This is a genomic window from Sulfurospirillum sp. E15m, assembly GCF_059415145.1.
This window is the reverse complement of record NZ_JCAHZS010000008.1, coordinates 84,780-101,111: the sequence shown is the minus strand read 5'-3', so window position 1 is coordinate 101,111 and position 16,332 is coordinate 84,780. Positions and strand designations below refer to the sequence as shown.

Annotated in this window: 18 protein-coding genes; 4 read left to right on the top strand and 14 right to left on the bottom strand. The window is 39.9% G+C overall.

Annotated features, from left to right (window positions below):
- The first annotated feature begins 287 nt into the window (after positions 1-287).
- Positions 288-1,307, top strand: a complete 1,020-nt coding sequence (gene mnmA / locus AC5SLP_RS11290) for a tRNA 2-thiouridine(34) synthase MnmA (RefSeq protein ID WP_495255256.1) — start codon at positions 288-290, stop codon at positions 1,305-1,307.
- A gap of 11 nt (positions 1,308-1,318) precedes the next feature.
- Here the strand turns inward: mnmA and AC5SLP_RS11285 are convergent, their stop codons facing one another.
- The 9 genes from AC5SLP_RS11285 to AC5SLP_RS11245 all read right to left on the bottom strand — a co-directional run bounded on the left by AC5SLP_RS11285 (position 1,319) and on the right by AC5SLP_RS11245 (position 7,794).
- Entirely contained in the window at positions 1,319-1,771 is a 453-nt protein-coding gene (locus AC5SLP_RS11285; RefSeq protein WP_495255255.1) for a C-GCAxxG-C-C family protein, read from the bottom strand.
- Positions 1,772-1,781: 10 nt separating this feature from the next.
- Positions 1,782-2,009, bottom strand: a complete 228-nt coding sequence (locus AC5SLP_RS11280; RefSeq protein WP_495255254.1) for a thioredoxin family protein — start codon at positions 2,007-2,009, stop codon at positions 1,782-1,784.
- A gap of 2 nt (positions 2,010-2,011) precedes the next feature.
- Complete coding sequence (locus tag AC5SLP_RS11275; protein WP_495255253.1) at positions 2,012-2,464, bottom strand: rhodanese-like domain-containing protein; 453 nt, start codon at positions 2,462-2,464, stop codon at positions 2,012-2,014.
- A gap of 8 nt (positions 2,465-2,472) precedes the next feature.
- Positions 2,473-3,906, bottom strand: coding sequence for a sensor domain-containing diguanylate cyclase (locus AC5SLP_RS11270; RefSeq protein WP_495255252.1), 1,434 nt, complete (start codon positions 3,904-3,906; stop codon positions 2,473-2,475).
- 58 nt (positions 3,907-3,964) lie between these two features.
- On the bottom strand, positions 3,965-4,927 hold the full coding sequence (locus AC5SLP_RS11265) for a permease (RefSeq protein ID WP_495255251.1): 963 nt from the start codon (positions 4,925-4,927) through the stop codon (positions 3,965-3,967).
- The gene (locus AC5SLP_RS11260) at positions 4,920-5,324 is read right to left on the bottom strand and encodes an arsenate reductase ArsC (protein WP_495255250.1); all 405 of its coding nucleotides are present in this window, start codon (positions 5,322-5,324) and stop codon (positions 4,920-4,922) included. Before AC5SLP_RS11260 ends, AC5SLP_RS11265 begins: the two co-directional genes overlap by 8 nt.
- A 116-nt stretch (positions 5,325-5,440) precedes the next feature.
- Positions 5,441-5,872: an arsenate reductase ArsC gene (locus AC5SLP_RS11255; RefSeq protein WP_495255249.1), complete on the bottom strand. Its 432-nt coding sequence runs from the start codon at positions 5,870-5,872 to the stop codon at positions 5,441-5,443.
- A gap of 156 nt (positions 5,873-6,028) precedes the next feature.
- The gene (locus AC5SLP_RS11250; RefSeq protein ID WP_495255248.1) at positions 6,029-7,036 is read right to left on the bottom strand and encodes a rod shape-determining protein; all 1,008 of its coding nucleotides are present in this window, start codon (positions 7,034-7,036) and stop codon (positions 6,029-6,031) included.
- Complete coding sequence (locus tag AC5SLP_RS11245) at positions 7,033-7,794, bottom strand: TerC family protein (RefSeq protein WP_495255247.1); 762 nt, start codon at positions 7,792-7,794, stop codon at positions 7,033-7,035. Before AC5SLP_RS11245 ends, AC5SLP_RS11250 begins: the two co-directional genes overlap by 4 nt.
- 130 nt (positions 7,795-7,924) lie before the next feature.
- Here AC5SLP_RS11245 and AC5SLP_RS11240 point away from each other — a divergent pair, with 130 nt between their 5' ends.
- Together AC5SLP_RS11240 and gdhA are read left to right on the top strand one after the other, a co-directional pair.
- Positions 7,925-8,596 carry an MqnA/MqnD/SBP family protein gene (locus AC5SLP_RS11240; protein WP_495255246.1) on the top strand — a complete coding sequence of 224 codons (672 nt, stop codon included), beginning with the start codon at positions 7,925-7,927 and terminating at the stop codon, positions 8,594-8,596.
- A gap of 23 nt (positions 8,597-8,619) precedes the next feature.
- A complete protein-coding gene (gene gdhA / locus AC5SLP_RS11235; protein WP_495255245.1) occupies positions 8,620-9,981 on the top strand; it encodes an NADP-specific glutamate dehydrogenase in 1,362 nt (453 codons plus the stop codon).
- Between the two features lie 43 nt (positions 9,982-10,024).
- Here gdhA and upp read toward each other — a convergent pair whose 3' ends face one another.
- Genes upp through gltX form a run of 3 tightly spaced genes read right to left on the bottom strand, consistent with a single transcriptional unit; the run spans position 10,025 to position 13,325 of the window.
- On the bottom strand, positions 10,025-10,654 hold the full coding sequence (upp, locus tag AC5SLP_RS11230; RefSeq protein ID WP_495255244.1) for a uracil phosphoribosyltransferase: 630 nt from the start codon (positions 10,652-10,654) through the stop codon (positions 10,025-10,027).
- Positions 10,655-11,932: a malic enzyme-like NAD(P)-binding protein gene (locus tag AC5SLP_RS11225; RefSeq protein WP_495255243.1), complete on the bottom strand. Its 1,278-nt coding sequence runs from the start codon at positions 11,930-11,932 to the stop codon at positions 10,655-10,657.
- Positions 11,925-13,325, bottom strand: coding sequence for a glutamate--tRNA ligase (gene gltX, locus AC5SLP_RS11220; RefSeq protein WP_495255242.1), 1,401 nt, complete (start codon positions 13,323-13,325; stop codon positions 11,925-11,927). Before gltX ends, AC5SLP_RS11225 begins: the two co-directional genes overlap by 8 nt.
- Positions 13,326-13,526: 201 nt before the next feature.
- On the opposite strand from gltX, the gene AC5SLP_RS11215 reads away from it, so the two are divergent.
- Entirely contained in the window at positions 13,527-14,384 is an 858-nt protein-coding gene (locus AC5SLP_RS11215) for a peptidylprolyl isomerase (RefSeq protein WP_495255241.1), read from the top strand.
- Between the two features lie 71 nt (positions 14,385-14,455).
- Here the strand turns inward: AC5SLP_RS11215 and AC5SLP_RS11210 are convergent, their stop codons facing one another.
- Complete coding sequence (locus AC5SLP_RS11210; RefSeq protein ID WP_495255240.1) at positions 14,456-15,787, bottom strand: acetyl-CoA carboxylase biotin carboxylase subunit; 1,332 nt, start codon at positions 15,785-15,787, stop codon at positions 14,456-14,458.
- Positions 15,787-16,260, bottom strand: a complete 474-nt coding sequence (accB, locus tag AC5SLP_RS11205) for an acetyl-CoA carboxylase biotin carboxyl carrier protein (protein WP_495255239.1) — start codon at positions 16,258-16,260, stop codon at positions 15,787-15,789. Before accB ends, AC5SLP_RS11210 begins: the two co-directional genes overlap by 1 nt.
- Positions 16,261-16,332 lie beyond the last annotated feature (72 nt).

The window sequence follows — 16,332 nt, the reverse complement described above, 5'->3', positions numbered from 1 at the left end:
AATTTAGCCTTGAACTTTTTTAAAGCGTAGCGTGGGCTCACTGCCGAAGTGAACTCAGCGTTAGCGTAGCTTTTAGAGCTTTGCTTTAAAAGCGTGTCAAAAATGAACGCGGTGCCCTTTGGGCTAACACGAAACGTAAAGACTTTTACTCTTTAGACGTCGAATTAGTTAAGCGCCAAAGGCGCACTTTCTGCCTCGTAGAGGCTAGCTTTAGTGCCCAGTGGCTAACGTAGTGCGAAGAGCTTTGCTTTTTGCACGTGTCAAAAATAAAAAGAGAGAAATAAAAAATGAAAATTGCACTCCTTATGAGCGGAGGTATTGACTCCAGTTACTCTGCCTACTTGCTCAAAAACCAAGGACATGAGGTCATTGGCATCTATCTCAAACTCCATGACGATGAGAAAAAACATGCCATCAATATCGCCAACATTGAAAAAGTGAGCCATCATTTGGGCATACAGACCCATGTGATTGACGCCAAAACGCTGTTTAAAGAGCATGTGTATGACTATTTTGTCCGCTCCTACGAGCAAGGACGAACGCCCAATCCGTGTGCCTTTTGTAACCCTAAAATGAAATTTGGGTTTGCGTTTGAAGAAGCGATGGAAATGGGATGCGAGAGAGTTGCCACAGGACATTATGCGCGCATCAAAGAGGGACATATTCAAGAAGCATTTGATATGAGTAAAGACCAAAGTTATTTTCTCTTTGGGCTTAAAAAAGAGGTGATTGAAAAAATTATTTTCCCGTTGGGCGGCATGCTTAAAAATGACATCAAACCCATAGCACTCAAAGAACTCCCATGGCTAGGCACGCTTGAGAGTTATAAAGAATCTCAAGAGATTTGCTTTGTCACCGACACTTATATTGAAGTATTGAAAAAACATATCAACGTCGATCAAAAAGGCGCTATCAAAGATGTTAAAGGCAATGTCATTGGTGAACATAAAGGCTATATGCACTACACCATCGGCAAACGAAAGGGTCTTACTATCAATGGAGCGCACGACCCGCATTTTGTGGTAGGCATCGACGCGAAGAGCAATACCGTCGTTGCAGGTACGAAAGATGACCTGCGTCAAACCAAAGTAGTGGCAGAAAACTTTTCTTTAGGAAAGGACTTTAAAGAGGGTGTGTACGGCATAAAAGTACGCTACCGAAGTCCACAAGTTCAAGCTTACGTCAAAGTGGTCGATGGCAAAATCATCGCAGAACTCCAAGAGAGTGTTTTTGGACTCGCTAGTGGTCAAGCACTTGTGGTGTATCAAGATGATTTAGTCTTAGGCGGCGGTTGGATTGAAGCGTAAAAGAGCCCGTTTTAGGGCTCTTCTGTTTTACATGTAAAAAGTTTTTCTACTTCATTGGCGGCAAAAGCAACATACTGATCGCATTTGCACGCTTTGCAATTTCGCGCATGAAATTTTTCACCTGCGTCTGCATCGCTTAGAGCAAATCCTAGCAATTCGGCACATTCACATGTACCATACGCTTCTTCAAAACGTGCTTTGAGTGTTTGTACATTGTGGTACAGCTCCTCTTTGGGCGCATCGGCTTGCGTACGTCCTTGCAACAACGACAAAGCCATCATACCGCCGCTAAATGCGCCACACAATCCACCTTTCGTTCGTGCCATTCCACTGCCAAACGCAGAAGCGATAGAGGGAATCAAAGGCGAGTCGATGCCATGATGTTCTGCAATCGCTTTTAAAACCGCTTCACTGCACACATACCCATTGGAAAAATGCTCCAATGCTTTCTCACTCACATTCATGTACCCATCCTCACAATAACGTTGTAATCTCTTCCGTACTCAAGACTTTTCCACTGCTCACCACACGACCATCCACAACCAGTGCAGGGGTAGAGGTTACGCCATACTCTAAAATCTTCATCATATCTTCAACTTTTTCTATCTGCGCAAACATGCCCTTTTGTGCCACCGCTTCTTTTACATGTAAAAGCAGTGTCTGACATTTTGCACACCCTGTTCCTAAAACTTCTATCTTCATCGTTACTCCTTTGAGCTTTTAAACGCTTCTAAAAATTCTTGGGCACTCTCTCCTCGCAAAAAATCGGCTGTTTTGAGAAGCCCGTCGTTCAAATATTTTGCGTTATAGCCATGGAGCACTAAAAATATTCGTGCCAAATTGGCTCTGTCATTATGCGGGCATGCCGTGATAATGAGTTTGTCTTTTGGAAGCTCACTTAAACGTTGTGGTAACTCATTTAAGGGAATATTTTTCGCAAAATTAAAATGCCAAACTTCATACTCTTCGGCAAATCTGACGTCAATGACGATGGCTTTTCCCTCTTCAACAAGTGCAAGCATTTCGGGTGTTTTCACTTTCATATCCGCACGTTCTGAGTAGTCAAAATGGCTTAAATACTCCTCAAACGAGACCGGCGTCGAAGCGCCCCATGCAAAACAACTCACAATAACAAGGCTTGCAAAACATTTGAACATGACCTCTCCTACACAATAACGAGTTGATTTTTTCCACTTGTCTTAGCCGCATAAAGGGCTTTATCAACTTTTTGCACCAAGCCATCTTGGCTATCAGTGCTCCTGAGTTCCCCTAAACCTAAACTAATCGTCAGCGGTTTTTGAAGCAGCGTTTGAAGCGATGCATCGTCTTTGACGGCGCACAAAAGTTTTTGGGCAATTTCAGTCGCTTTTTCTTTGCTGACATCATTGAGCAATACGGCAAACTCTTCTCCGCCCCAACGTGCAATCAAATCCGTCTGGCGCAGTTGCTCTTTTAAAATTTCAGCGATTCTTACCAACGCTTGGTCTCCCACAAGATGCCCAAACGCGTCGTTTACCTCTTTAAAATCATCCACATCGATTAAAATAAGGACAATGTGATTGACCCCTTTGTGATACATTTTCATCAATTTATCAAAGGAGTTATTAAATTGTCTTCGATTGGCTAAACCCGTCAGAGAGTCTTCATTTGCCATTTGAACCAACTGCTTTTGATACAAATTGATGGTATAAATAATAATAAGTGTGACCAAAAGTGTGACCAAAAGCGATACTAATAAATTGGTGTAAAATGTCTTTTTAAGATCATCCATATAGGCTTTTTTATTGATTTCGACAAACAGGTAGAGCTTGAGTTTTTCAATATATTTTGTATTGAGTAGATACTCATTGGTGCCATCTTTATACTCAAATTGGGTTTGATGCCCATTAAAAACAGCCTCTTTAATCTCTTTGAGTCCTTTCACATTGGAGATATTACCGCGCTTATTGAGTGCTTTTGAAAACAGTGTAATCTCTCCCGTGGGGTCTACAAAATAGACATCGTATTGGTATTTTGTTTTAAACGAATTGAGCATCTCTTCGATGTTTAAAAGACGCACACCCACACCTGTGACACCTATCATCTCTTTTTTATAGTTCATCACTTTGTAATTAATGAACATCACCAAAAAATCACCCAAATTTGCATTATGGTCTAGATTAATTTCATACGGTTCATCTTGCGCTTTAAATCTAAAATACCACGCATCTGCACTGTTTTTTTCATTGACGACATCAATCAACCCTCTTGGATGGTAATAATTTTTCGTTTTATCAGAAACTAAAAAGGTCGTAAACACATCATATTTTTGTTGAATCTCTTTTAAATAGTGCACAATATTATCAAGATTGTGTTCTCCACTCATAATCCAATCGCGTAAAAATGTATCATGCGACATCAACGAAGAGACAAGCAGTGGTTCAATCATCCGCTGTTGAATTTCCGTGTAAATATTATCTACCGATAACGGCAAAGAGGTATTTTGTAGCTGTTTTTGCGTATTTTCAACATTTTTCATATAGTTTATAATGGACCCTGCAATCGAAACACCCAACAATAATCCCGCGATGACAACAACGACTTTTGTTTTTAAACGCATACGTACTCCTTGAAAAGCCGATTATAACACAAAATACGCATACGATGTGTCGTAAAAATCATCCAAGAAGTGTATTAAATAGATACCCGACACCTATGATTCCAATCGCTACAATGCCAAAAAAAATCGCAATCAGTTTTACATGTAAAATGCGTTTTAATATCAACGCTTCGGGCAGACTGAGTGCGGTAATGGCCATCATCAAACTCAAAGCCGTACCCAAAAGCATCCCTTTTGAGGTTAAAACTTCAATGAGCGGTAAAACGCTTGCCGCACTAGCATACATCGGTACACCCATGATAACAGCTAGTGGCACGCTATACCATCTGTTCTCGCCCGTATACGTAACAATCAACTCAGTAGGGACAAACCCATGAATAAACGCGCCCACACCCACACCAATGAGTACATACGGATAAATCTTGCCAAAAATTTCCACGGTATTTTGCCAAGCTTCCCTCAAGCGCTTAGAAGCGCTCATCCTAATTGTTACCGTTTCTAATTCTCCTTGCATCGGCGTTACAGGAATGAGCACATAGCGTTCAAGTCCAAGCTTTCCAACAACAAAACCGCCCACAATGGCTACAAGTAACCCAAATCCTATATACAAAGCGGTGACTTTCCAACCAAAAAGACCAAATAAAAGCGCAATAGCGACTTCATTGTTCATAGGAGAAGAGATAAGAAAACTAAACGTAATGCCCATCGGAATACGAGCTTGCATAAACCCTAAGAACAGAGGGATGGCAGAACACGAACAAAAGGGTGTAATGATGCCAAAAAGCGCTGCTAAGATATTGCCCATAAAGCTACTTCGTTTTTGTAAATAAACACGAATTTTTTCGGTATTGAAAAAGGTGCGTAAAAAGGAGATGATAAAAATAATACTGATAAGAAGCAGATAGATTTTAATCGTATCGAAGATAAAAAAATGAACGGCTTGCGCACTTTTGGTAGCAGCATCCATACCCATAATTCCATAAACAAGCGCATCGACCATTTTTTCCCAAAGACTAAACATCGCTTAGTTCCTTTTGAATAATCGGTAAAAGTTCTGCTTCAATCGCTTTACATGTAAAAATAAATGCACCATAATCTTTACCATCAGGGTCAGAAAATCCGACATGAATTTTTTTGATAGGGCGTGGGAACATCGGGCACGTTTCATTGGCATGGTCACATACGGTCACAACTAAATCAAAGTCGATGTCCAGAACCTCATCCACGGTTTTAGAATGATAACGCTCATCCCATATGCCCTCTTCTTCAAGGACTCTTTTGGCATATGCATTGATTTTTCCACTGGCACGCACGCCCGCACTGTAGGCTTCAATACCTTCTAAATGAGCATTCACAAGCGCTTCAGCGATGATGCTTCGACAACTATTGCCAGTGCAGAGAATAAGAACTTTTTTCATAGATAACCTTCATATATCATTATCCATGAAATCGTAGCATAAATTTATCTTTATATCAAGATATATTGATATATTATAGACATGTACTTACCAATGAAGCGTTTAATATAAACGCTTCACTCTGCTGATTCAAGTGATTCAATAAAACTAAGAACCGCTTGTTTGATCTCTTCTTTAACTTTTTTTGTTTGTGCTAATTTCTCTTTGTAACTTCCCGAAAAGCAACTAGGGTCTTTAAAACTCCAGTGTAAACGGTTGGTTTGTCCTGCAAAAATAGGACATTTTTGAGCACTCTCTTCATCGCACACGGTAATGACATAGTGAAACAACTTTCCCTCTTTGTAAAAATCAAAGACCGAATGTGTTTTTTTACCGCTTATATCAATGCCCTCTTCTTTTAAAGCATCCACCGCTAGAGGATTGAGTTCACCTGGTTCTAAGCCTGCACTCTCGACTAAAAAAGTCTCTCCACCGTATTTTTTGAGTAATGCTTCTGCCATTTGACTGCGTGCGCTGTTTTGAATACACACGAACAATACCTTAATCATTCTTGTTCCCTTCATTTCAATGTAACAACTACGTAAATTGCACAAAAACTTTACTTGAAATAATCTACAAAATGGTTACAAGAAGAAAAAAAGTGTTGAAAGATTAGGCGAAGGCGCGCACTAGCGCCTGTACCTAAGAATGAGAAATACGACTTTTTAAGCGCCTAAAAGATCGGCGTAGCGGTTATCTTCTAACGTTCTTCCTGCACCTAAAATAATATTTTGAAGCGGATTATGGACAGCATTGACACGAATATCAAGTCGTTCACTGATATAACGATCCAATCCTTGCAACATGGAAGAACCACCGGTAAGAACGATACCTTGGTCATAAATATCTTGTGCAAACATGGGTGGCAACTGGGCGAGCATACTATGAACAAGCGTTACGATTTTATCCGCAATAGGTATCATCGCGTTACGGACATCTATCGAGCTAGCACAAAATGTTTCAGGAAGTCTTGTCACCATGCTTTTAACACTAATGTTCATGGTTTTTTCTTCATGTACAAACAAATCGCCAAGCTCTTTTTTAAGGGTTTCAGCATCGGCTTGTGAAATCAATACGCGTTTATGCTCTTTAAAATAGTCATGAATCATTTCATCAATGTCATTTCCTGCAACACGAAGCGATTTACTCATAACGATACCATTGCATGAAATCAGTGAAATTTCACTCACGCCAGCACCAATATCAAGCACTAAAACACCCTCAGGATATTCAATCTCATGTTGAGAACCAAGGGCTGCTGCAAAAGGGTCTTTTAAAAGCATCACATTTTTAGCACCCCCTTCACGCCCTGCTTCAATGACCGCGCTTCGCTCCATCGCATTTAAGTCGCTTGGAACACTTACCACAATCATCGGCTTAAAAAAACGATTGGAAGCAATACGACGAATGACCTCTTTGATGTAGGCTTTCGCTACCGTTAAATTGGCAATTGCGCCTTTAGAAAGGGGTTGCATCACCTCAACATTTTGAGGACTCTTACCGGTCATCGCCTTTGACATGACGCCGCAATTAAAAAATGCTCTTCGTTTCAAATCAAACGCAATCGAAGTTGGTTCATCAAGGATGATGCCTTTGCGAGGCTGATATACCAGTGTATTATTGGTGCCAAGGTCAATGGCAAATGCATTAGAATTATTAAATAAGGAAATCATGATACTTCTTCTTTTTTGGTTGCTTTAAGCGCTCTTTTTTTGGTTTTTTTCTTACGGCTATAAATGTTGATGGATTCTACAGCCAGCGAAAATGCCATCGCAAAATAGACATATGCCTTAGAAATATGAAAATCAAGGCCTTCAGCAATGAGGGTCACACCGACTAAAATCAAGAACGAGAGGGCTAACATTTTAATCGTTGGATTCGCATCAATAAAATCGGAAATTGCTTTGGACGCAAACATCATGACGCCAACAGCTATCACAACGGCTAAAATCATAATGAGAATATTATTGGCCATACCCACCGCAGTAATGACAGAATCCAGTGAAAAAACAATATCTAAGATGGCTATTTGAATGAGGGTATTGAAAAAGCCTCGTGCACTTTTTTTGAGCTCTTTTTCTTCTTCTTCATCGTCTTCTTCAATATCATGATGAATCTCTGTCGTGGACTTTGCCAATAAGAAAAGTCCTCCCACGATTAAAATCAAATCACGCCCTGAAATCTCTTGCGCAAAAATGGTAAAAAGAGGCTGTGTCAGACGCATAATCCAAAAAAGCGATAAAAGAAGCATAATACGTGTCAGCATCGCAAGACCCAAACCAAAGATTCTGCCTTTGTCTCGCTGATGCGCTGGCAAGCGACCTACTAAAATCGCGATAAAAATAATATTGTCAATTCCCAGTACAATTTCTAATGCCGTCAAAGTTGCAAGCGCCATCAATGCTTCCAAACTAAAAAACGAATCTACCATCTCTTTGTAATCCTCAAATTTTTTCTCTTTTATTGTACCAAGATACAAATATAAACCCTCTTAGTGCAATGCTTTATTAACGAAGCTTGGGTATAATCTTATTTTTATTTTATATTCCAAAGGAGTCTTCATGGTCTTTGGAAAGATAGATTATATCAATCTTCTTCCGTTTCATGTTTTTTTGAAAAAGTCTTCACTTCAAAATGCTTTCAAACGCTCGTGCGAACATCAAAAAGCGGTTCCATCCTCTATCAATCGTAAATTTAAAACGCGTAGAGTGGATGCGGCATTTATTTCAAGCATTGAGAGTAAACGAAAAGGTATCACACCTTTAAATATTGGCATCGTGGCACAAAAAAATGTTAAAAGCGTTATTATTAAAGAGGGTGTTGCTAAAAGTGACCCTGCTTCTGCAACGTCAAATATGCTCAGTCGTGTTTTAAAACTGCAAGGCGAAGTATTCATTGGTGATCGTGCACTGAGACTCTATTTAAAAGAGCCCGAGCAATACCTCGACTTGGGAGAAATTTGGAACAAGCGCTTTCATCTTCCATTTGTCTTTGCTCGCTTTTGTGTCAATCGCAATCAAACGTTTTACGCGAAACTCGCAAAACGTTTTATCAAAGCCCCTATTAAAATTCCCCGTTACATTTTAGATACCTATGCCAAAGAGAGGGACATTCAACCAGAAGATATCCGCGATTATCTGAAATTTATTAGCTATACTATACAGAAGAAAGAGCAAAAAGCCCTTTCGCTCTTTTTGAAAAAAGCACAGAGGATTAAAAAACGTAGCGACTAATACTCTTATCTAAAAGGATTCGCATGTCAGTGAAAAAGTATCTCGAACGTGTATTGCAATCTACTATCCAAAGTACCCCCGGTCAAACCGAGTTTTACCAAGCTGTCGAAGAGGTTCTAACCTCTTTGGAACCTTTAATTCAAGCTGAACCCAAATACGATCAGTACAATATTCTAGAGCGTATCGTTATTCCTGAACGCCAAATTCTGTTTCGCGTGGTCTGGATGGATGACCAAGGAAAAATCCAAACTAACATAGGCTATCGTGTCCAGTTTAATTCTGCCATCGGACCGTACAAAGGCGGACTTCGTTTTCATCCTAGCGTTAATCTTGGTATCATCAAGTTTCTAGGCTTTGAGCAAATCTTTAAAAACTCCCTCACGGGACTTGCCATCGGTGGCGCAAAAGGCGGTAGCAATTTTGACCCTAAAGGAAAAAGTGAAGGCGAAATTATGCGCTTTTGCCAATCGTTTATGGTCGAGCTTTCCAAACACATTGGTGAGACTAAAGACATTCCAGCAGGCGACATCGGTGTGGGAGGACGTGAAATTGGCTACATGTTTGGAGAGTACAAGCGCCTCACATCACGATTTGAGGGCGTACTCACAGGCAAAGGACTTAACTGGGGTGGTTCACTCGCACGTACGGAAGCAACAGGATATGGGTCTGTTTATTTTGCAGAAAATATTCTCAACCGCAATGGCGACTCACTCAAAGGTAAAATATGCACGGTCTCAGGAGCAGGGAATGTCGCTCTTTATACAATTCAAAAACTCTACGACCTTGGCGCAACGCCTGTAACATGCAGTGATTCACGCGGTATGATTTACGATAAAAATGGCATTGATTTTAATACCCTTAAAGCCGTCAAGGAGATTGCCAGAAAAGATTTAAGTGAGTACCTCAAAGTACACCCTGAGGCGATTTATATCCCCGTCAAACAATACCCAGATGGAACCAATGCCGTTTGGAGTATCCCTTGCTTTGCAGCCTTTCCAAGTGCGACGCAAAATGAACTGAATCTCACCGACATTCAAATCCTTTATAAAAATGGCTGTAAGCTCATCAATGAAGGGGCAAATATGCCAAGTACCGCAGGTGCTGTGGATTTTATTATTGCTAAAAAAATGTTTTATGGTCCTGCAAAGGCGGCTAATGCAGGTGGCGTTGCAACAAGCCAACTGGAGATGAGCCAAAATGCCAGTATGCAAAAATGGAGTTTTGCAGATGTGGACAATAAATTGCGTCACATCATGAAATCTATTTTTGACCTCTCTTATGCCACATCAAAAGAGTTTGGCGATGAAGGAAATTTAATGCTGGGTGCGAATATTGCAGGGTTTAGAAAAGTAGCGGACTCCATGATCGACCAAGGAGCAGTGTAGTAAAACGGGCTTTGCCCGTTTTACATGTAACGTATTGTCATACTTAATTCAGGGTATTAAATACACGATCACCTGCGTCACCAAGACCGGGAACAATGTAGCCGTTTTCATTCAAACCATCATCAATGCATGTGGTAAAAACAGGTACATCAGGGTGTATTTCACAAAAACGTTTCAGTCCTTCAGGTGCTGAAACCAACGCCAAGAAGCGAATATCTTTCACCCCTTTAGACTTCAAAAAATTCACCGCATCAATCGCTGTTCCACCTGTGGCAAACATCGGATCAATAATAATTGCGATACGCTCTTTGTGATCCGCTGGAAGCTTCGCATAATAAAACTCTGCTTCGAGTGTTTTTTCATTGCGCTGAAATCCTAAAAAACCGACACTTGCATCAGGAATCAATTTAAAGATACCATCCAACATGCCAAGGGCGGCTCTTAGAATCGGGCAGATCATAATTTTAGCGTCTAATTTTTTCGTATTGGCCAATGCAACAGGCGTTTGAACTTGAATGTCACGAAGCGGTAAATCACGCGTTGCTTCAAATAACATCAAGTGGGATATTTCATCGACCAAAAGACGAAACTGAAAAGGATCCGTTTTTTCATCTCTGAGAATCGAGAGTTTATGCTCGATCAAAGGATGTTTGATAACATGAACATTTTTCACTTATTTTTGCTCCGCATCAATAATCGCTTGAAGGTCTCTTTTGTATAAGCCAATATCAAAGTCTGTAACACGAGCAACGCCATCTTTAATCGCAGCTTCGGCAACTGCCGCAGAAATCCACACAAAAACTCTTCGATCAAACGGTTTTGGAATAATGTAGTTGATACCAAATTTAAGGTCTTCACCATTGTAAGCCGCTTTGACATAATCAGGCACTTCTTCTTTAGCAAGTTTTGCCATCGCAACCGCTGCTGCCATTTTCATACCTTCAGTCACTTTGGTTGCTTTCACATCTAAAGCACCTCTAAAGATGAATGGAAAACCTAAAACGTTATTCACTTGGTTCGGGTAGTCACTTCTACCTGTTCCCATCATAACGTCATCTCTTACCGCATGAACTTCTTCTGGTAAAATCTCAGGCGTTGGGTTTGCCAATGCAAAAATAATTGGGTATGGATTCATAGACTTAACCATCTCTTGTGTGACAACACCTGGTGCTGAAAGTCCTAAGAACATATCAGAACCTTTCATCGCATCTTCTAAAGTTCTATCACTCGTTTCAAGGGCAAATTCTGCTTTGTATTTATTCAAATCCGTTCGTCCTTTATGAATGACACCTTTGGTATCAATCATCACAATGTTTTTAGCCCCTAGAAGTTTATACATTTTAGCGCACGCAATACCTGCTGCACCCGCACCTGAAACAACAATTTTCATATCTTCAATTTTTTTACCGCTGATTTCAAGGGCATTGATAAGACCTGCTGAAGTAATCATCGCTGTACCGTGTTGGTCGTCGTGCATAACAGGGATATTCACAGCCGCTTGAAGTTTCTCTTCAATCTCAAAGCATTTTGGCGCTTTGATATCTTCTAAATTGATACCACCGAATGTAGGAGAAAGAGCTTTACAAATCTCTACAATTTTTTCTGGGTCTTTTTCATCAAGTTCAATATCGAAAGCATCGACATCAGCAAATTTTTTGAAAAGAACGGATTTTCCTTCCATAACAGGTTTTCCCGCAACCGCACCAATATCGCCAAGACCAAGAACGGCTGTACCATCGGTAATAACAGCAACCAAATTGCCTTTGTTCGTATACGTGTAGGCTAATTCGTTATCTTTTTCAATTTCTAAACATGGATGGGCAACACCTGGAGTGTAGGCCATAGAAAGGTCCCTAGCCGTATCGCAACGTGTTTTAACATTGATTGCAATTTTGCCACCGACATGATAGGCTAATGACTCTTCTTTTGTTACTTTTCCTTTATTACTCACCAGAACTCCTTTTAAATAATATTAATGTTTCAATTCGTTTAATGACGTCTTCGTATCCAATCACTTCGAGAACTTCAAAAATAGAAGGACTAACGGAATTTCCGACCATTGCAATACGAATGGCTTGCGCTAAATCTTTAAGTTTAAGGCCATTATTTTCCAAAAATGTTTTGGTGAATGTTTCAAATTCACCCGCATTTTGGAGTGGATTTATCTTTTTGAGCTCATTTACGTACTGGGTTAAAATTTCAACACTTTTTGTGTCCAGAAATTTCTCAACAGCTTTTGCATCGTATGTTTGTGGCGCTTCAATGATCTGTTTAATCATCGCGGCAAATTCGACCAATGTTTTCGCTCGATCACGAAGGGCATCAAGAAGCAACTCTTTTTTTACATGTAATGAAATATCGACGTCAAAATAACGAAGTTCATCTACCAAACGCTCATAAGAAGCCTGTTTGATATAATGCGTATTGAGCCAAACCAATTTCTCTTGATTGTACGCAGAAGCTGATTTATTGATGTTGGATGGATCAAATAGAACTTTCATCTCATCCATTGAAAAGATCTCTTGATCGCCATGACTCCAACCGAGACGAATTAAAAAATTGAGCAATGTTTCAGGTAAGTAGCCTGCTTTTTTGTATTCCATCACGTCCATTGCACCATCACGTTTAGAGAGTTTTTTACCCTCAGGATTGAGAATCATCGGTACATGGTAAAATTTGGGAATATCAAACCCAAATGCTTGGTATAAAATAATCTGTTTTGGTGTATTTGAAAGGTGATCGTCCCCACGGATGACTTCGTTCACACCCATTAAAGCATCATCGATTACGACAACAAAATTATACGTTGGCGTGCCATCACTACGCGCAATGATAAAATCATCGAGCATATCGCTTGCATTAAAGCTCACTTCACCTTTGACACCATCGACAAAGGAAATAACACCACTGGTGGGCGCTTTAATACGAATAACCGGTTCAACACCCGCAGGTGGAGTCCCCGTAAAATCACGGTATCTGCCATCGTATCTAGGGCGTTCTTTGCGTGCCATTTGCTCTTCGCGAAGGGCATCAAGCTCTTCCTTGCTCATATAACATTTATACGCTTTGCCTGCATCTAGAAGCTTTTGCACGTAGCTTTTATACAAATCAAAACGCTCGGATTGATAGACAATCTCACCTTCATGCTCAAGTCCAACCCACTTAAATGCTTCTACAATCGCATCTGCAGCCTCTTTGGAGTTACGCGCAAGATCGGTATCTTCAATTCTAAGTAAAAACTTTCCATTATTTCTTTTTGCCCATAGATAACTATAAAGCGCCGTTCTGAGCCCTCCAATATGTAAATATCCTGTCGGACTGGGGGCAAAACGTGTCACAATCATGACTCACCTTTTACTGTATTTTTTCAAAGTTATGTAAAAATTATGTATCATTTTGTTACGAGGAGAACAAAAAATCTACGCGAGGAGCGATAAAACCATTTTTTTAATTTTTTTTGCCAAAAAAAATGCTATCATTCGTAGCCTCTTATTTTTAATACAGCACGATTATATAGCGATTTTTCTTAAAACAAAGGATTATGAATGACAGTTAAACTGAAATTGTTTAGTTTGGTAACTTTGTGTATGCCCCTACTTTTCGCAACCACTATTGCAAACGCAAGCACACTTGATGGTGTCTCTCTTATTATTAATAAAGAACCTATTACACTCTACGATGTTTACAAATATTCCCAACGCTTCAAGCTCTCTAAAAAAGAGGCTTTGGATATTTTGGTACGCCAAAAATTAGAAGACTCTGAAATCAAAAAACAAGGCATTGATGTTACCAATTTTGAAGTAGACCAATACATTGAAAATCTAGCTATCAGCAATAAAATGAATCAGTATGACTTCTTAAATATGATTCGCTCTAAAAATATTGATATTGCAGATTACAAAGAAGATATCAAAAAGAAACTTCAACGTGACAAACTTTACAAAAAAATTGTCAATACAAAAATGCAACAAGCCAGTGATGGTGAGCTACTCGCATACTTCAATGAAAATCAAAACGAATTCTCTCAAGCAGGTTCTTTTGACGTTACAATCTATACGAGCACTAACCAACAAAGTTTAGCGACCATTCAAAATAATCCAATGAGTGCCATGAGTGATGTTGAACTCAAAGATGTTTCGTTTGAGGCAACAAAAATGGATCAAAACCTAGCAGCGCTTTTAAACAAAACTGCGGTTGGTAAATTTTCTACTATTGTAAAATCTGACTCAAATTACGTTATGTTTTTTGTAAAAGACAAACATGACATTAAAACCGTTTCGTTTGCAGATGCAAAAAATTATATCTATTCTAAACTCGCTGAAGGAAAAGAGCAAAAATCTATTGAAGAGTATTTTGAAAAATTAAAATCTTCAGCAAACATTCAAGTCGTAAGAGCGCCGTAGATTTTTCGAAGCGTAATATATAAAAAAAGGGGCTGCTTCCCAAATGGGAGCAGCCCCTTTTTTAATGCTTGTTAATAGCGTGAAAGATAGTTCGTATCGAATTTGTTCTCAATAAAGTCTTTATTATCCATCATATTTAAATGAAAATCACGAACCGTTTTAATACCCTCAATTTGTAACTCGCTAAGCGCTTGTTTCATTTTGGCAATCGCACGTGTGCGGTTTTCTCCCCAAACAACAAGCTTTCCAATCATAGAGTCATAATGTGGTGGTACAGAGTAGCCTTGATACGCATGAGAATCCATACGAACATTGCGACCACCAGGAATGATGTACTTTGTAATTTTACCCGGACTTGGAATGAATTTAACAGGGTCTTCCGCTGTAATACGACACTCTATTGAATGTCCACGAAACGTAAGTGCGCTTTGATCAAAAAGCTTCTCACCTTCTGCCACACGAATCATCCACTCAATAATATCAATACCACTGACCATTTCGCTGACACAGTGCTCGACTTGAAGTCTGGTATTCATTTCCATAAAGTAGAAGTTTTTATCGGCATCTAAAAGAAACTCAAACGTACCAGCGTTTTCGTAACCGATATATTTCGTTGCTTTGACTGCCACAGCATGAAGGCGTGCACGTGTTTTATCATCTAATGCAATCGCAGGCGATTCTTCAATGAGTTTTTGGTGACGTCGTTGCATCGAACAGTCACGCTCACCGATATGTACAACATTGCCGAAAGAATCGCCAATGACTTGTACTTCAATGTGTCGTGGATTTTTAATGTACTTCTCCATATAGAGTGTACCATCACCAAAGGCACTGAGCGCTTCACTTTCCGCCGCAAGAAACGATTTTTCCAAATCTTCCATCTTCTCAACGACACGCATACCGCGTCCACCACCGCCGGCACTGGCTTTAACGATCACTGGAAGTCCGATTTGTTCGGCAAGTTTTTTCGCGTCTTCTACACTCTCTAATGCGCCATCACTTCCTAAAATAACAGGAACACCCGCTTTTTTCATGACTTCCTTGGCTTTAGATTTATCACTCATCAACACCATAGAATCCACAGAAGGTCCGATAAATTTAATATTGTGATGCTGACACACTTCAACAAACGTTTGGTTTTCACTCAAAAAACCATACCCTGGGAAAATTGCATCACAACCGCTGATTTCAGCGGCACTAATAATTGCAGGAATGCTTAAATAGCTCTCAGATGATTTTGGCCCACCAATGCAGATACTTGCATCCGCATGCTGAAGATAGAGTGCATCTTTATCCGCAGTGGAATAAACTGCAATCGCCTGTTTCCCCATCTCTTTGATGGTTCTTATTGCACGAAGGGCGATTTCACCACGATTGGCAACAAGAATTTTCTCAATCTTCATTACACCTTCTCCACCGAGAAGATTGGCATATCAAACTCAACGGGCTGACCATCTTCAACAAGAATATCCAACACTTTACAGTCAAATTCTGCTTCAATTTCATTCATAATTTTCATTGCTTCAATAATACCAATTGGCTGACCTTTTCGAATAACATCACCAATTTTGGCAAACGGAGCAGCCCCAGGGGCAGGCGATTTATAGAAAGTTCCTACCATCGGTGATTTCACTGTCAAACCTGCAGCGACGGTAATAGCCGTTTCTGTTGGAGCGCTAATCGCGGCTGTTGGCGCTGAAGATACGGGCGTTGCTATTTGCGCAACCGGTGTAGATACGGCAGCAGGAGCATAAGAGACACCGCAGTCAAAACCCTTTTGTAATTCAATGCTAAACTCACCCTCTTTGATTTTCAATTTAGTAATATCACTTTTATCAAAAAAACGCATTAACTCTCTAATTTCATTTTTGTCCATTCGGTTTCTCCTAAATATTTGCCATTTTTTGGCATGACATAAAATGTGTTATAATACCACACTTAATATATA

What these genes read in the sequence shown, in the direction of transcription:
- AC5SLP_RS11260 (WP_495255250.1), bottom strand. Translation starts at nt 5,324, where the DNA reads ATGAAAAAAGTTCTTATTCTCTGCACTGGCAATAGTTGTCGAAGCATC.
- mnmA (WP_495255256.1), top strand. Translation starts at nt 288, where the DNA reads ATGAAAATTGCACTCCTTATGAGCGGAGGTATTGACTCCAGTTACTCT.
- gdhA (WP_495255245.1), top strand. Translation starts at nt 8,620, where the DNA reads ATGTCAGTGAAAAAGTATCTCGAACGTGTATTGCAATCTACTATCCAA.
- AC5SLP_RS11275 (WP_495255253.1), bottom strand. Translation starts at nt 2,464, where the DNA reads ATGTTCAAATGTTTTGCAAGCCTTGTTATTGTGAGTTGTTTTGCATGG.
- AC5SLP_RS11265 (WP_495255251.1), bottom strand. Translation starts at nt 4,927, where the DNA reads ATGTTTAGTCTTTGGGAAAAAATGGTCGATGCGCTTGTTTATGGAATT.
- AC5SLP_RS11255 (WP_495255249.1), bottom strand. Translation starts at nt 5,872, where the DNA reads ATGATTAAGGTATTGTTCGTGTGTATTCAAAACAGCGCACGCAGTCAA.
- AC5SLP_RS11240 (WP_495255246.1), top strand. Translation starts at nt 7,925, where the DNA reads ATGGTCTTTGGAAAGATAGATTATATCAATCTTCTTCCGTTTCATGTT.
- AC5SLP_RS11250 (WP_495255248.1), bottom strand. Translation starts at nt 7,036, where the DNA reads ATGATTTCCTTATTTAATAATTCTAATGCATTTGCCATTGACCTTGGC.
- AC5SLP_RS11270 (WP_495255252.1), bottom strand. Translation starts at nt 3,906, where the DNA reads ATGCGTTTAAAAACAAAAGTCGTTGTTGTCATCGCGGGATTATTGTTG.
- AC5SLP_RS11280 (WP_495255254.1), bottom strand. Translation starts at nt 2,009, where the DNA reads ATGAAGATAGAAGTTTTAGGAACAGGGTGTGCAAAATGTCAGACACTG.
- gltX (WP_495255242.1), bottom strand. Translation starts at nt 13,325, where the DNA reads ATGATTGTGACACGTTTTGCCCCCAGTCCGACAGGATATTTACATATT.
- AC5SLP_RS11245 (WP_495255247.1), bottom strand. Translation starts at nt 7,794, where the DNA reads ATGGTAGATTCGTTTTTTAGTTTGGAAGCATTGATGGCGCTTGCAACT.
- AC5SLP_RS11210 (WP_495255240.1), bottom strand. Translation starts at nt 15,787, where the DNA reads ATGAAGATTGAGAAAATTCTTGTTGCCAATCGTGGTGAAATCGCCCTT.
- accB (WP_495255239.1), bottom strand. Translation starts at nt 16,260, where the DNA reads ATGGACAAAAATGAAATTAGAGAGTTAATGCGTTTTTTTGATAAAAGT.
- AC5SLP_RS11285 (WP_495255255.1), bottom strand. Translation starts at nt 1,771, where the DNA reads ATGAATGTGAGTGAGAAAGCATTGGAGCATTTTTCCAATGGGTATGTG.
- AC5SLP_RS11215 (WP_495255241.1), top strand. Translation starts at nt 13,527, where the DNA reads ATGACAGTTAAACTGAAATTGTTTAGTTTGGTAACTTTGTGTATGCCC.